The 15,634-nt window shown below is 45.7% G+C and carries 17 protein-coding genes; 2 read left to right on the top strand and 15 right to left on the bottom strand.

Features of this window, described 5'->3' with window-relative positions:
• Positions 1-30: 30 nt before the first annotated feature.
• The 4 genes from MHI55_RS09090 to MHI55_RS09075 are packed head-to-tail and all read right to left on the bottom strand — an operon-like array spanning position 31 to position 2,264.
• Positions 31-570, bottom strand: a complete 540-nt coding sequence (locus MHI55_RS09090; protein ID WP_100529661.1) for a GNAT family N-acetyltransferase — start codon at positions 568-570, stop codon at positions 31-33.
• Between the two features lie 8 nt (positions 571-578).
• Positions 579-1,118, bottom strand: coding sequence for a hypothetical protein (locus tag MHI55_RS09085; RefSeq protein ID WP_076318259.1), 540 nt, complete (start codon positions 1,116-1,118; stop codon positions 579-581).
• Positions 1,119-1,139: 21 nt separating this feature from the next.
• Positions 1,140-1,580, bottom strand: coding sequence for a hypothetical protein (locus tag MHI55_RS09080; protein WP_340389787.1), 441 nt, complete (start codon positions 1,578-1,580; stop codon positions 1,140-1,142).
• A gap of 6 nt (positions 1,581-1,586) precedes the next feature.
• Positions 1,587-2,264, bottom strand: coding sequence for a class I SAM-dependent methyltransferase (locus MHI55_RS09075; protein WP_340389785.1), 678 nt, complete (start codon positions 2,262-2,264; stop codon positions 1,587-1,589).
• Between the two features lie 181 nt (positions 2,265-2,445).
• Here MHI55_RS09075 and MHI55_RS09070 point away from each other — a divergent pair, with 181 nt between their 5' ends.
• A complete protein-coding gene (locus MHI55_RS09070) occupies positions 2,446-3,219 on the top strand; it encodes a sporulation protein (RefSeq protein WP_340389783.1) in 774 nt (257 codons plus the stop codon).
• A gap of 171 nt (positions 3,220-3,390) precedes the next feature.
• Here MHI55_RS09070 and MHI55_RS09065 read toward each other — a convergent pair whose 3' ends face one another.
• The 7 genes from MHI55_RS09065 to MHI55_RS09035 form a co-directional block, all read right to left on the bottom strand.
• Positions 3,391-5,358 (bottom strand): BglG family transcription antiterminator, encoded by a 1,968-nt coding sequence (locus tag MHI55_RS09065; RefSeq protein WP_340389781.1) that lies wholly within the window; start codon positions 5,356-5,358, stop codon positions 3,391-3,393.
• A gap of 52 nt (positions 5,359-5,410) precedes the next feature.
• Complete coding sequence (gene mngB / locus MHI55_RS09060; protein WP_340032280.1) at positions 5,411-8,089, bottom strand: mannosylglycerate hydrolase; 2,679 nt, start codon at positions 8,087-8,089, stop codon at positions 5,411-5,413.
• Between the two features lie 74 nt (positions 8,090-8,163).
• Positions 8,164-9,282, bottom strand: a complete 1,119-nt coding sequence (locus tag MHI55_RS09055; protein ID WP_036669590.1) for a PTS fructose transporter subunit IIC — start codon at positions 9,280-9,282, stop codon at positions 8,164-8,166.
• Positions 9,283-9,311: 29 nt separating this feature from the next.
• Positions 9,312-9,629: a fructose PTS transporter subunit IIB gene (locus MHI55_RS09050; protein WP_101314955.1), complete on the bottom strand. Its 318-nt coding sequence runs from the start codon at positions 9,627-9,629 to the stop codon at positions 9,312-9,314.
• Complete coding sequence (locus MHI55_RS09045) at positions 9,629-10,084, bottom strand: PTS sugar transporter subunit IIA (protein ID WP_101314954.1); 456 nt, start codon at positions 10,082-10,084, stop codon at positions 9,629-9,631. Before MHI55_RS09045 ends, MHI55_RS09050 begins: the two co-directional genes overlap by 1 nt.
• A 235-nt stretch (positions 10,085-10,319) precedes the next feature.
• Positions 10,320-10,604 (bottom strand): hypothetical protein, encoded by a 285-nt coding sequence (locus MHI55_RS09040; protein ID WP_144029841.1) that lies wholly within the window; start codon positions 10,602-10,604, stop codon positions 10,320-10,322.
• A gap of 28 nt (positions 10,605-10,632) precedes the next feature.
• Complete coding sequence (locus MHI55_RS09035) at positions 10,633-11,202, bottom strand: DUF4375 domain-containing protein (protein ID WP_101314952.1); 570 nt, start codon at positions 11,200-11,202, stop codon at positions 10,633-10,635.
• A gap of 360 nt (positions 11,203-11,562) precedes the next feature.
• Here MHI55_RS09035 and MHI55_RS09030 point away from each other — a divergent pair, with 360 nt between their 5' ends.
• Complete coding sequence (locus MHI55_RS09030) at positions 11,563-12,750, top strand: glycosyltransferase family 1 protein (RefSeq protein ID WP_340389779.1); 1,188 nt, start codon at positions 11,563-11,565, stop codon at positions 12,748-12,750.
• Positions 12,751-13,050: 300 nt separating this feature from the next.
• Here MHI55_RS09030 and MHI55_RS09025 read toward each other — a convergent pair whose 3' ends face one another.
• From MHI55_RS09025 to MHI55_RS09010, 4 genes are all read right to left on the bottom strand, one after another.
• Positions 13,051-13,707 carry a DUF3298 and DUF4163 domain-containing protein gene (locus MHI55_RS09025; RefSeq protein ID WP_179087900.1) on the bottom strand — a complete coding sequence of 219 codons (657 nt, stop codon included), beginning with the start codon at positions 13,705-13,707 and terminating at the stop codon, positions 13,051-13,053.
• 14 nt (positions 13,708-13,721) lie between these two features.
• Positions 13,722-14,249: an NUDIX domain-containing protein gene (locus MHI55_RS09020; RefSeq protein ID WP_256720083.1), complete on the bottom strand. Its 528-nt coding sequence runs from the start codon at positions 14,247-14,249 to the stop codon at positions 13,722-13,724.
• A 240-nt stretch (positions 14,250-14,489) separates the two neighbouring features.
• Positions 14,490-15,152, bottom strand: coding sequence for an HAD family hydrolase (locus MHI55_RS09015; protein ID WP_076252570.1), 663 nt, complete (start codon positions 15,150-15,152; stop codon positions 14,490-14,492).
• Positions 15,139-15,600: a GNAT family N-acetyltransferase gene (locus MHI55_RS09010; RefSeq protein ID WP_076252572.1), complete on the bottom strand. Its 462-nt coding sequence runs from the start codon at positions 15,598-15,600 to the stop codon at positions 15,139-15,141. The genes MHI55_RS09015 and MHI55_RS09010 overlap by 14 nt, the downstream gene beginning before the upstream one ends.
• Positions 15,601-15,634 lie beyond the last annotated feature (34 nt).

Below are 15,634 nucleotides of genomic sequence, written 5' to 3'. Positions count from 1 at the left end.
TTACATGATTCAAATAACTTTAAGCAGGATCTACAGGGCATATTCCATAAGCCAACAGTCTCGCATCTGTCCTTCGTGCTGCTCATGTTTCTCCAACAGCTTAATCTTTTGGAAATCACATTTCTCGTAACAGGATATCGCTCTTAAGTTCCAGGATTGAGGGTCCATAACCACTTTACGGGCTTGTTTTTCATTAATCAGATAAGCCAGCATGGATTGCATCAACTGTGTACCAATGCCTTTATTCCAGTATTCTACCTCACCAATAAACTGATCCGTTCCATAGATGATCTCATCCGTGTCTCCATAACCATACTCCGTTCGCTCTTCTTCCTCAAGCTCATAGAACTGAATGTATCCAATCGGATGTCCTCCATACTCAACGATACAACGAGTAGCACCATCTTTCTGATTGTAAAAATGCTCTCTCACCTGTTCCAGATCATGCGGCCGATCACGCCCTTCATAGTATTGAAGAACTTCCGGGTCTGACAGCCACTTCACCAGATGTTGTTCATCTTCTGTGTCCAAGAAACGTACAGTGATTTCATTCGATTCATATACATTCATCATTCTGATTACTCCTTATTGATCTCCAGATTCTCACTCGTAACCCAACTCAGATCCTTCCCTAACAAATGCTCGTTGTGAACATAATACACCACGGGATTCTCAAGCGGCTGAGTCGTTCCATCCAAAGATCTGAGCGTTAACCGCAACTTGTAGCTCCCTATCTCATCAGGTATCGCAAATCCTATCAGATTATCAGCTGATTTCATGGTTTTCCCCTGCGCCTTCAGATACTTTTCCAGAATGACTTGATCAAGATAGGAGCTGCCAACAGACGGAGGCATGTACCACGCATCATCTTGTTCTTCAGTGAATGTGACCCCTTCCCATCCAGGGACAACGGGATACACCATATGCTGGTCCTTGTCTTCTCTTTTTCGCGTTATCTCTAACTCTACCTCAACTACATCCGTATCAATCTGCCTGATTGTGCCTGCCATCACAACATCCTGGGCACTCACACTTGGAATAACATAGCTGTATATGAGCAGAGTCACCAAGAGAATTATCGTTACTCCCGTAATCCAAAATATTGTACTTTTACGCATCTGTCTGATCCTCCCATCTAATTAATCATACTTCTGGAGTAGCTCCTTCTCTGTTAAAGATTGAGTTAACCTATCCAACTCAGGTGATGCCGTCCAATCACTGGATGTATTCAATCCATGCTTCATGGTATGTATCGCGCTATGTGCAGACATGTATATATTATGGTGGATTCCAGGTTGGACAATGATGTGCTCTCCTGCACGCACCACTCGAATCGAAAACATCTGATCGTCTCCATAACTGGCATACGCTATCCATCCGGTTTGCACCACATAAAACTCCGTTAGGTTGATATGTACATGACTGTTTTGCCATGCTCCGTGGGAAGAGGCAACGGTTCTGCAATAATAACTGCCATCTTCTGTTATCATTTTATATTTTTGTTCCCCGTTTGCCATCTGCTCGAAGCTGGTTTTGACACCTGTTTCACCATATTTCTGTTCTGAAAATTCTGTGTTCAATCGGCTTCAACTCCTTATGGCCTGCCAAATATACTTGCATTCTCTTACAGCAATTCTACCATCAACCTGGTTCTCCTTCAGCTTAACTTCCAGCTGTTCCCGGTACTCAGGCTGTGTATAATCCGGGTTTCCGGGGATATCGGAGAGAAAGATGGCAAACTCTTTTTCATCTGAGAAAATCATAAGTGCCTCGTTATATTCCTCAATCTTGATCTCCTTAAAAGCATTTCTTTCCAAACGCTCACGTACCTTTGTTATATCCGTATGAATACCAATCATAACTCCACCCTTTTGCAGCAATCTCCCATGCTCAATAATGGAAGTTGGACCTCTGCGATCATAGATCAGACCAAATTGCTTATCTTCAAATGGCATCTTTTCTTTTGTGCTGACACAGACAAATTCCACATTTGTTATCGTGCTTGAATGAAGACTGTTCTGGGCTATCTTTATCATCTCTTCCGAATTATCAAACCCCATAATGTGATCGGTATATTCCGACATTTTCAACGTAAACTCCCCATGTCCACAGCCTGCATCGAGCACGGATGTATACTGAGGCAGAAGCTTAATCAACCGCTTTTCAAAAATATCTTCAGCAGAGTTACCTTCCAGCGTATACAAAGCTCTACCCTTGTATCCCCCATTACGTTGTGCAATCATATCGTACCATTCCATGCTCATAGAGTTCCTCCTGACAAAAATTCCCTTTATTTAAACATTCGACATGGGTACGTCGATTCTCCTGTTTGGATATACGATATATCTTTGCTAAAATATGAAACGCTTCTCTTCCAGCTTCCGTATTAAGGTCGAAGCCGTATGTATCCCATATAATAAACCATCTGATCTGGAGGTTGAGCGCATGTCATTTTTTAAGAGAATGTTAGCCAGTGTAGGTGTTGGAGCAGCCAAAGTAAATACGGAATTGCATACACCAGAGGTCACACCTGGAGGAATCATCTCGGGGGTTGTGTACATTGAAGGTGGAGATGTGGAACAGAACGTAGATCGAATCTATCTTTCAATCAAAACCCATTACATACGAGAGCACGATGATCGTAAAGTAAAAGAAACAGCCGTTATAGCCAAATATCTGCTCACCGAAGGTTTCACCTTACAGCCTGGAGCCAAATTGGAGAAAGACTTTTCATTTGACCTCCCAGAAAATCTGCCAATTACACTGCATCGTGCAGAGGTATGGGTGGAGACGGGCCTCGATATTTCAAGTGCTGTAGACCCCTCAGACCGGGACAGACTCCATGTTGTTCCTAGCAAAGACATGAACACCGTGCTCGATGCAATTGATATCCTTGGTTTCAAGCTCCGTGAAGTAACCAATGACTATGCGCCGAAGCTGGGCGGTAATCTGCCATTTGTGCAGGAATTCGAATTTGTACCAACAAACAAATTCCGTGGGCATCTGGATGAGTTGGAAGTGCTGTTCTATCCCATGGGCGATTCGCTGGAGCTGCTATTACAGATCGATCGCCGCACTCGTGGGCTCAGTGGAATATTCTCCGAAGCAATGGGTACGGATGAGAGCTTTGTCCGCCTGCATCTATATGAAAGACATCTGGCGCGAGGGGCGCATTCTGTCGCTCAAGGACTAGAAGAAATCATTTCCAAACATATCTAATCTATAGTTTGTGTTAACGAATAAAAACCGTCCTCTATCAGACAAATCTGATGAAGGACGGTTTTTCCCTTTCAAAAAGGGAATTAAAAAAAGTTGGAGGATAACAGCGATCGTAAGGTTGTTCTGTACTCGGAGTGTCCGTGTAATTATCCATTAGCGAACATATATATATTAATACACTTCGGTACTTTTCAGACTCAACGTTTCACATACAAGTTGGGCAAAGGCATCGAAGCTGCCACAGGATCGCAGGCTTTCCAACTTCTCCTCCTGCCGGATTAACTCTACAAACAGATCATAGATCCCCATCGCCTGTTCGTAATCCTCTTTGCAGATAGATAACATAAATACAGCATGTACTTCATTCTCCTCATCCCACGGAATCGGCTTCTCAAGCAGGCATACCGATACGGTCGTACGGGTTGAACTCAGCTCCATGGGATGCGGAATCGCCATACCTCTTCCAAGCGCGGTTGAAGCCATCTTTTCCCGCTCCTGCACAGCTGGCCAGAATTGCTCCGTTACAATTCCCTTCTCCAACAGTGCTCCGCTCATCTCAGCCATAAGTGTCATTTTGTCAGGCTGATCCGACCGAAACATAAACAACTCTGGATCAAAGTAACGCAGCAATGTCATTTCCTCCTGCTCATCACTGGTTCGCACCAGATGAGTGATCGTTGCCATGTCTCGTTCCGATGGAATCGCAGCAATGACAGCCGACGGTTTGCCTTTGGACTCCCGTAACCGGATCGTAGAAATGACCAAATCTTCGGGCACACTCCCCATCTCCTCGTACTCCCGTAGCGAAACTACACGTGAGACCTCCAGCTCTGCAAATAAAGAACGCAATCTGGATTCAAGAATACGGGCTGTGCCGTATCCTGACCCACAGACCAGCAATACGGATTTCCGTTTGCGATGAGGAATCTGGTATTTACGTTCCAAAGCTGCACCAATGTGGAGAGCCAAGTAACCAATCTCGCTGTCATTGATTTCATGAGGTACGTATGTCTGTAGCTGTTTCACTGCACTGATCGTAATCTCATAGGCCAGTGGATAATATTTACGTATATGTCCCAGCAGTGGATTCCGCATATTCATGCCATGTTCCAGGCGAGTAATCATGGGCTTCAGATGGGCATACAGATCATTCGGCAATCGTTCATCATCACGCAGATCATAGGTGTACCGATCATAGATATGACCCAACATTTGCTGTACAGCAAGATATAACGGGTCACTTCGAAGTCCATTCCAATCGGTAGCGGTCATTTTTTTGCTAACAATGTGCAGCAGCAGATAATCTCGCTCTCCAACTGGACAGTGAATGGAATATAACAACTCCAGATCCTGAATAATCTGCTGTGCAAGTTGCTGATCCTGAACATTCGCCTCCACTTTCTCGAATCGCTCTAGTTCATGCCCCTGCTTAATACGTAATACCATAACAGCCAGATGCGTAATCAGATCTTTCAGTGCCACATCTGCAATACGAACATTCTGTTTGCCTACATGGCGAATGACGATCTCGCGGATGTGTGCGGGTTCGATTGGATACAACAAACGTTCCTGTGCAACGGTCATTCCTTCGGGGCCCAGTTCTTCATCTCGCGCATCGGCGTACTCGGCAAGGCAATAGCGAAACCTTTGCTCGTCTCCGACGACCTTCACACCATGTCCTGGCTTGATCTGAAGCTGAAGCTGGTAGTTCTCCAAAATCTGACGAATGATTTTCAGATCATTGTTCATTGTTGCACGGCTTATAAACAGCTGATCAGCGAGGTCTTCCATCTTGATATGACCCGGTTCACCAAGCAGCTTGAACAATTCATACCGGATACGCTCATCAGGCGATCCAGGTACTGGCGCACCTTTTTGCCGATCATCCTTCCGTTCCTCCAACAGCTCATTATACCGCTTCGCATCATGCACACGAATGGAATAACCCCGCCCACGCTTGGATTCCAGGCTCCCACCATGCCCAGCAAGGATATGATCCAGCTTTTTCAGATCATCCCGAATAGTACGTACAGTAACTTCCAGCCTGTCTGCAAGTGCTTGGCTCGTCCAAGCCTGTTCCTGTCCTTCACCATGAATGAGGTGGAACAGCTTTTTCAACCGTTTAGTTGGAAAAATCATACCGATATCCGACCTCCCTTCTGATCAGGATTGTGTCAAACTAAAGCCCACCTTATATCGATACAAGTACCGTCATCAATTTACAATGTGCGAGTTCCGGCAAACGAACGACCTCTTCTCCATCGGTTAACCTCTGCTGAGGCTCCAGTGGTTGTTCACCAAGAGATACACGCTCTGCATGTACAGGTTGATTAAAGTGCATGTTCACGTTAGCAGACTGTGACAAATACGGATTGAAGACACGTACAATGTATCCGTCACTCTGCTCTGCTTTCTTGAAACTGCTTAACACCACGTTGGAATCGTTGCTGAACGACATCAGGCTATAGTCTGTATCAAGAACAAGTGCCTCATCGCGGAAAGCAAAGATCAGTCGTCCGTTCAAAAAGTCGCATAGCTGATAACTGCTGATCGGTGTCAAATATTCACGCGCAGCACGGGCCACATTCGCTTCGTCGAACCCGGAAGTCTGGATATGCAGGCCAAAGGTAAAGGAGAGCTCGCCAAGTAATTGCGCATCAGGTGTAGCCACAATTTTCTCACCGGAGGCCCGGCCAGGACGATACAACAGGTTTTCCTTACCCATGAAACCAAAAGTACGGAACAAGGTCAGGGCAATGGTATCCATTTGCTCGCCAACAATCTCATACTCACGTACACCCCCCGTCATCACAGCCATACCACGCGTACCGTTGTTCAACCCCGCATAACTCTGCATCGCTTCAATAGTGATCGGTTTCTCCTGCCATTGTTCGCGCTCCCATACTTCCACTTCTGGCAATGAGGTTGGACGAGCAATCACACCGAAAGGCTGGTCTGCAATGGATAGGGCGGAAGCAATTCCTGTATCAAAAAGGACACGCAGACGGTGGCTGAACACCTCATTCTGCACCTGAACCTGGAAACGGATCAGATTCTCTCCTTTGCGAAGAGATATCTCCACTTGCATTGGCAATGCTCCCGACGTGATACCTGCGGCGCGCTCTTCCAGATCGTAGGGAACATCCAACGTGAAACGCAGGGATAGTGTCTGAGATACAGACGTTTGGGTGGTCGTCGCACTCATCTGGCTACCTGCCGAAGAAACAATCAGATCCCGCTCGGGAGGAGAATAATTGTAGGAATCTCCGTCATCCCCGTTATCTTCAAAGACCATTTGATCCGCATACACTTGGCCAGATCGCTTATCTGTAATTTGCAAGGTGCCGTTTGCTTGCAGCGCAATAGTGAAATGTTCATTTTCAATCTTGTCCTCGTTACGTCGTTCAATGACAGGTGCAGCGCCCTGACTGAAATCAAAAACAATCTGGGTGTAACCCATCGCCGGGACCTCTTGCAGTTCCACCAGCAATTTGGCGCGATATACCCGTTCCGGCAGATGCACTTTGCGGCTTGGATTGAGATCGATGTGCTGTCCAAGCACATAATCGGTCTGGTCTACTTTTTCCACAATGGTGTAGGCCAGCTCGCGCCCCTTCGTATCCCGAATCACAAAGGATTCTTCCGGAATATAAGCTTCAATCTCAGTAACCCCGCCTCGCACATACGGTAGCGTGTTGAACAGGGTGAACGCAAATGTCTCCTCCTGCTGTATCGTTGAAGCAATCATCCGCATATGCAGGTCAAGCAAATTCAGTGCGATATCATAGGCCTGTTTGTAACGGAACGCAACGTCCTGATTCGTTGTATCGCTGTTACAGCCACCGATGCTGTCATGTGCCGCATTCTCAAACAACAGCTTCCAGATGTCCTCCACAATGCGATGCGGGTAATCATGCCCGAGAGAATGGCTAATGGCAAGTACAGGTTCGAGCGTGTTAGCAATCAGATTCTCAATTCGGTTATTCTGTTGCTTGAGATCCGCACGGGTGGAAAAAATGGACTTGTGAATCCGCATGTGCTTGGCTTCCATTAATTCACCCCGAAGTACAGGCAGATCCTGACTATCCGCTTCGATCTCCGCCAGAAAACGTTCCGGTTCATTCATCACATATTCGCGTTCTGTATCCAGTGCATTGAACCGTTTAATCAACTCCGGCAGATTCAATCGCACAGGCGCCTGATCAAACCCATTAGGGAAATAGATATGTTTGGTGGAGGCTTTGCGTTCCAGCGCACCAATCTGTTTCTCCAAATAAGGGATCAGATCTTCTTCATTTTCCGGAATGTTACCACCGTAGTAATACCCGAATGGCATCTGTACAGCAAATACACGACTGCCATCCGACCCTTCCCACGTAAACTCGGTATGTGGATTCGTATTATCCGAGACACCACGCCAGAACAGGAAACGTTCAATGCCAAACTCCCGATAGATCTGCGGCATCTGTGCCGATTGTCCAAATGCATCCGGGACATAACCAACCTTCATCGCATGTCCGTACTTTTGTGCTGTTTTCATACCATAATACAGGTTTCGGACCATGGATTCACTGGAAATCACCAATTGATCCGTCTGTGTATACCAGGGTCCCGTCATCAGTCGTTTGGCTGAAACCAGTTGGCGGATCCGTTCCTCATCTTCGGGACACCAGCGGATGTAATCATCCAGCAGCGAGCCCTGTGCATCCAGCAGGTAATAATGAAATCCATCGATATTCTCCAGTGCATTCAATACTTCCTTGACGTGTTTGACAAGATACACTTTGGAACGGGAGGTCGTAAAATACCATTCCCGGTCCCAGTGTGTATGTGGAATCACATGTACTTTGGTACGATTTCTCTCACTCATATCTCTATATCCCTCCAGGTGCTTTTTAAAGGTTGTTCAAGATACTGAAAACCGATCTTTTTGAACATGTACTTTTAGTCAAAAACGAGTTCGATTTCTTCCCCGTTTTTCTTCACTGAAGCTTCCTGAGTCTTGGCAGGTTGTTTCTCTTCTTCATCGCGGAAGTTCACCAACATGGTGCCTCCCGCCACGATCAGTGCGCCGACAATGCCTCCGGCAAGGTACGCGATTGGGGTACCTACCGATACGGCTCCATATAAGCCGCCAATTGGTGGCATGATGATATGTGCTCCCAGCAGTGCAGTCAAGGCAGCGCCCGTTGCACAGGCAAACATGTTGACCAGAATCATTTTGGCAGGGTTACGCAGTGTGAACGGAATTGCACCCTCCGTGATGCCGATCACACCCATAATCACTGCACCTTTTCCCGCTTCCTGATAGGTTTTGGAAAAACGTTTCTTCATCAGTAATGTCGCCAAACCATAACCGAGCGGTGGGATGCAGATCGCAATGTTGATAAATACATTCGGCAGATACACACCGGACAGGAACAGGGCATTGCCTGCCATCCATGCCGCTTTGTTTACAGGTCCACCGAGATCGAACCCGATCATCGCTCCCAGAATAATCGCAAGTAGAACGGTATTCGTTCCGCTCTGGCTCATGTTTTGAACCCAAGCAATGAGATACTCATTCAGCGCGCCCAGCGGGCCACCCAGAATGACTGCCATCAGAAATCCGGTTAAACCGACGGTAATCAGCGGTAAAATGATTAACGGTACCGAGCCAGCGGCTGGACCTGTAATCTTGACTTTGTTTTTGACCCACAAGGTGATGTATCCGGCAAAGAAGCCTGAGATTAATGCGCCCAAGAAACCGGCGTTGGTCTGCTGTGCCAGCACCCCGCCGATCAGACCTGCGGCCAGCGCAGGTTTGTCGGCAATGGAGTAGGCAATGTAACCGGACAGGACAATCGTCAATAGTCCAATACCGCTCCATCCTACATTTTGCACGAGATATAAAATATGCAAGAATCCGCTTCCATCTTTGTACGGATCAAGATCAGTAATGCCCATTGATAGTGCGATAATTTTGCAGATGGCAACGACCAGGGAACCCGCGATAATGACCGGCAGCAGATAGGAGATACCTGTCATTAGATGTGTTTTTGCTTCACCAAACCATTTTCTCATCGTACTCTCTCCTCATGTGGAAGGTGGGGTTAAGCTTGTCCGTTCACTGCCTCGACAGCTTTGGTTAATACCGCTTCTGCCTGACTTACGGCATGACCAATTTTGACACGCACGACTTTTTTATCGCCAAACCGATCCATGTCCTTCACCGTTTGATCGGCTGCAATCAGAACAAAATTCGCTGCTGCAATATCTTCTTCCGTCAGCTTATTGACTTGCCCCATGGCTCCCTGCTGTTCCACTTTGATCTCATATCCCAGTTGTTGAGCTGCTTTCTCCAATGCTTTGGCGGCCATCGGGGTATGGGCGAGACCTGCGATACATGACGTTACACCTACAATTTTCATTATGACACCAGTCCTTCCGTATATTGATGAAGCAACGTATATACATCTTCCGGCTGCACCGCTTCTACGATGGCCTCTTTGAATGAATCTTCCAGCAGTAAGGTGGCAAGTGAAGAGATGATTTGCAGATGGGATACGTCTACATGACCTTTAGGCACAAGGATGGCAAAAATAAATTTTACCGGCTTGCCGTCATGAGATTCCCAATCAATGGGCTCCCGCAATCGAATGACCATCACTGCCGGACGTGTTACAACTTCACTCTGGGTATGGGGAATCGCAAAGTGATCCTGAAGTCCCGTGGAGTAGACACGTTCGCGTTCCCACAGATCAGCCGCAAGTTGTGCACGGTTTGTAGTGATGCTGTAACGCTCTGCCTCCGCAGATATAAAATCAAATACGTCCTCTTTACTATGCAATGTCTGATCGAGATAAATCTGATTGGTTGTAATCATGATCTCTGTCTCTCCTCCTCTCTCTATCCAAAACGATAAGCGCTTACAAGATCATTGTAACGGATTCTTCCTTGACCTTGGATCTAGAAAATTTCCCCTTCGAAGCGGAAAAACATTAGCCATAGTAAAAAACCCTGAGTCGAATAGACTCAGGGCAGTTGTAAATGAGTTTCAATGGTGCGCTGCAAAGGCAGCTTAAGTAAGTACAGAACCTGGACTCTAAGCGGATAAAACATCAGGAACGCTGTGTCCAACGCTGCATTCCTGATCGAAGACCGTAATATGCTGCAGCTAGCAAAATAAATCCGGCAACAGCCATAATCATAGATGTTGTATCCCATTGAACACGGCTTCCAAAAGCAATCTTGGATTGCAATGGGGTAACAGAAGAAGCGGTGTTCGTAAGATCAGGTACATAATTCATGGTCATGATCATGCCTTGAACGACATTCCAAGCTACAAAACCGATGATGAATAACAAGGTAACCAAAAAGGATTCCATCGCTAATCGTTTGTTCATGCTTGTCATTTTGCCTCCTCTTTCCAACTCAATTAGACAAGATGTGCTGCATCTCCTGTTTCAAACGTTCTTTATTTTCGTCCACATATTGATACAGCAGGTCAAAGCTTTCTTCGTTATCCGATTGCATGCTCAAATTCGCGGCTTCCAGTTCAATCTGCTGTAATACCTCATGAATCTGTTCCCCGTGTGTTTGCAGGCTTGTCGTGATGTCATCTTCGGACAGGCCATTCACATTATCTCGTAATTGCCCGTGCGTTACGCCGCTTTTGGACAATAACTGTTCTATCTTCTTCAGGATCACGGCATCTGCATCATTGCCGATCCGCTCCATAGCTGTTATCGTCTCACCCAGATACTGTCCGCTGGAATTCTCAAGGAAACCGGTCATCCCGTTCATGGACAGCTCGGTATCCAGATCAATGATTAGAATGATATCTCTAAATACTTGCGGAAGTTCCGGCCCACTTTCTCGAATCGTCGCAAATTCAGCCCGATAAAGGTCCATGGCAATACTCCCCACCACTTCTTCACCTGAGATCTCTTCAAGCTGATCAAGTGGTAACAACTCCTGCAATTCTTCTTGTAACTTGTTCATCTTTCTCTGCCTCCTGTATCTCTCTGTCTAAATAGTTTGAACGTGTTTTTTACACTGGACCACTACGCAGTCAGAATAAACTTCCGATCGCTGTTATCCCCAGATTTTTTCAATCCCTTTATTAAAGGGTAAAATCCGGTGATAAAGGCGAACGCTCCGCTTCTTCAGTTTTTTTCTGCCCTCTCCGTTATCGTGTAAATTTCAAGTTCAACTACGCCGACACGTTATTACATCATATCAGAATACGCTATATAAGTTGAACTTATGGAAGTTGGTATAGTATATCCTTTAACAATTTACAGGGAATATCGTCAAGTTAACGTGCACTTGACCTCTGGAAAATGTTCCGCTGTTATGATCTTGACATCACGAGTCTTGGGAGGGGTAATGATGCGCCTGGCCTTGTTCACAGACACCTATCTTCCGGAAACCAATGGTGTTGCTGGCACGCTCCACCGCTTGAGTAACCATCTGAACCGCAGAAGAATTGAACATCTGCTGTTTACTCCGAACTCCGTCATTGAAGGAAGCCATGAGACTCAAGTCCGATCGGTTGCCAACATCCCTTTTTTTCTGTATCCCGAATGCCGCATTGCTCTACCCAACAGAGCAGACACGCACAAGCAGCTACAAACCTTTCAACCCGATCTGCTGCATATCGCCACACCTTTTAATATGGGGTTGCTTGGTCTGAGGTATGCCCTCAAACACCATCTTCCCCATGTTGTCTCCTACCATACCCACTTCGATCGTTATCTCGAATACTACCGGTTGAAAAGTATGATTCCTCTCTACTGGAAGTATATCCAGTGGTTCCACCGTGCCTGTGATGCAACCCTAACTCCATCGCAGGAAACGTTAAACACCCTGCAAACCCAAGGCATTCAGCGTCTGAAACTTTGGTCTCGCGGGATTGATTGCAACCTGTACTCCCCTGATAAACGCAGCTCGGATATCCGTGAACGATACCACATCACCGCTCCCCTTATTCTACTCTACGTTGGACGCATTGCCCCGGAAAAAGATATCGCTACACTCACGACTACCATGCAGCAGTTGCCCCAGGAAATGCAGTCCCGTGTACACTGGATCATCGTTGGCGACGGCCCATCTCTCCCGAAAATGCGTCTGCAATCCCCACCCAATGTCACCTTTACAGGTTATATGCATGGCGAAGAACTTGCTGTTATGTATGCTTCGGCAGATCTGTTTGTGTTTCCTTCCTCTACGGAGACATTTGGCAATGTGGTACTGGAAGCGATGGCTTCAGGACTCCCTGTAGTGGCGGCCAATGCCGGAGGTGTAAAGGATCTGATATCCCACCACCGCAATGGTGTATTATTCGAGCCAGGTCAGGCTGATGCACTGATTCGGGAGATATGTCTCTGGGGAAATCACGTGAACCAATTGAGGATGATGGGACTGGAAGGCAGAAAGCTGGCTGAGCAGCGGTCGTGGGAGCATATTTTTGATACACTGATCGGGGATTATGAGGAGGCTATAGAACATCGGAATAGACGAACGAAAGATCGAATTATTACAGCGTAGTTTTATGAAATCATCTTCTTCCAACAACCCATAACCACCGCCTCTGCCCTATGCTAAATTAAACCGGTTCGCTCGTTCAGGCTGCCATAGCATTTACACTCTGCTACGGTCAGCCTGAAACATGTTTCCAATACGTTTCATAACAAAACCTCCTTCTTGGAATGGGTTAAGCTATTTATTCCGTATGTAGAAACATAGAAGCCGAAGTTATTGAAATTATTTAGAGTATTTTGAATGATTGTATAAATAGAAAAAGACATGACCTCATTGAACTGGATCATGCCTTTTATTACAAACAATCTATTGGTTGAATTTACTGAACGGGACTTTGATATCTACAAACCCTTTAGCGTAGGGTGCAACCTCATAAGGGTGGAATCGGATGACGATACCTTTGTCATATAAAAAGAATTCAGATGTTTGATCAAGCTGAAAATCATAAATATTTTCTTCAAAAATAGAAACTCCTGCATTATACATGGCTAATAGACTGTTGGAGATTGATTTCTCTACTTTCTCCATTTGAGTATCGTCTTTAACATACTTGCTTAGCTTCAGTTCTTTCCCAGTTCTTAAATCATAGTTATATGATTTTGTCGCATCCATTCCATGTGCTCCGCCAGTGTACACATGATCTTCATATACCACAGATAACTTTTCTTTTGCATTGTATTTTACACTGGCCATGGTGATGTAGAAATATTTTTTGTTTGATTTCTTTTCTTCTTTGTCCAGGCGAGCTGCTTTCACTGCGTGGAGTTTAAATGTCTTGTTCAGTTTATCCGTCACAGATTTATTACCACCTGTTAGATGTATGTATGGCTGTCCTTTGTAATATTGGACCTTCGTTTTCACTGTAATCGTGCTGCCTGCCTCCACATGACTACTCGGAAGAATGATAGCAATCAGTACAGTGATCAACAGGTAATTTATCCATCTCAATTTTTTTCTTTCCATTCTATATTTCAACATTATCGATTAACCCCCTTTGGCTCAAATGATAACGTTTCCTGCATTCTGTTCCATATTACCTGTGGAGTGTTCTTTAGGTCTGTTCCGCTCTGAACGTTGCCAATCCAGATGTCCTCTGCTCCTGGGTGTTGTAAATAGTGCCTAAGCGTTGCTTTGATCAGAATAGACGAATTTAAGTCCAACACCTCATCCAGTGGTATCCAGAATAACTCGCCTTCATCCGAGGGCACAAAATGTCGATGCGTCGTCTCTCCGAAATATACAAACTGTTGCCAAATCTCACCACCGTTAACTTCCAACAGAATATATCGAAGCCGAAAGTGTTCGACATCCTCTTGCGTGAACCCGGTCTCTTCTTCAATCTCCCGATAGTTGGCGGTCATGGGTGTGTTCAGTTCCCCTTGTTCCAGATGTCCGCCAATGCCACCCCAGAATTCAAAATCAAACAATCTGCTACCCGCCTTCTTCATCATCAGCATGTCTGAGCCATTGCTCAAAAACGCTGTAGCCATCTGTCTAATTTCCATATGTTCCTCGCTTTCCAAACTGGGATTATAGGAGTCTTTATCTATTTAAACTGAACTAAAGAATATTTACACTAGCCACTCCGATGACAGAACAACCTTCCGATCGCTGTTATCCCCAGATTTTTTGATTCCTTTCCTAAAGGGTAAATCCGGGGATAAAGGCGACCGCTCCGCTTCTTCAGGTTATTTCTGTCCTCTACGTTTTGTGTAAATGTTATATTCAATTTATATAACCGCCTTCTACAGCAATTCCTTTAGCTCACTTAGATGCTCAATCGTATGTAAAGGACTAGTTTTAATCCTGTCCTGCCACGGCTGGTTGACCTTCATCCAGATGGTGCTCATGCCTACGCTTGCTGCTCCTTCAATATCGTTCACCGGATGATCGCCAATGTAGATGCATTGCTCTGGGCTTAGACCGAAATGATCTAGCGCAAGCTGAAATATGCGTGGATCGGGCTTTTTGACTCCAGCCTCTTCTGAAACAATAATATGGTCGTAATCATCCCGGATACCGAGTTGATCGATCTTCCCATACTGAATATCGGTCTGCCCATTGGTAATTAACCCGGTTTGATATTTCCCCCGAAGATGCTGAACGACTTCTCGCGCCTGTTCCATCAGAACTGAACTTCGCACATACTCTCTGCCATAGAACTCCATCAGTTCTGCATGTGGCGGATACTCTGCCCAAGGCAGTTCATTCAACAACTCGTTGAACAGAAGGGGTTTGTCCTTATAACCATCCTGGTCGAGTTCAATAATTCGTTTGCTTATATCTTCGGTTGACTCAAGGTGACCAAAATAGGTTTTAATCAAACTCTGCGTGAAGCCGTCAAAGGTCATTGTTCTGTTCAGAATTGTATTGTCCAAATCAAAAATAACGGCTTTAATATGATCCATCTTTCTTCTCCCCCAATTCTAGTACATGCGTTATCTTCTCCATACTCGTCACTTCTCTAAATCCCAAGTCGCGATAAAAAGAGCCGGCAACCGGTTGATCCGTGTACAGAACCAGTCGAGCGTAATGTTTTTCCGCTTTATGAATAACCGCATCCATCAGCCTGCGCCCAACCCCATGTCTTCGAAATTCTCTCATCACATAAAGCCTGCGAATTCTTCCGGTATCAGTCACTTCAGAATAAGGATCTCTGTTCAGACCGCAGATCCCAACCACCTTATCGTGCACTCTGCATTCAAAAAGCGCTTCATCTTCTTGCTCGAATGTATTGATTCCTGTCTCATATTCATGGATTAATCGCTCGATATGTCTGAACCCCTCACTGGAGCTTTCGACCAGCATCGCCACTAAATCGTCATGATTCCACACCGATATCTCCTGTATTTGCATGGTGTAACCGCCTCCATCATTTTAAATCAATGGT

The sequence above is a fragment of the Paenibacillus sp. FSL E2-0151 genome (genome assembly GCF_037993015.1).
Classification (GTDB): Bacteria; Bacillota; Bacilli; order Paenibacillales; family Paenibacillaceae; genus Paenibacillus; species Paenibacillus amylolyticus.
Note: the sequence above shows the minus strand (reverse complement) of the source record. Positions and strands in the feature narration are given on the sequence as shown.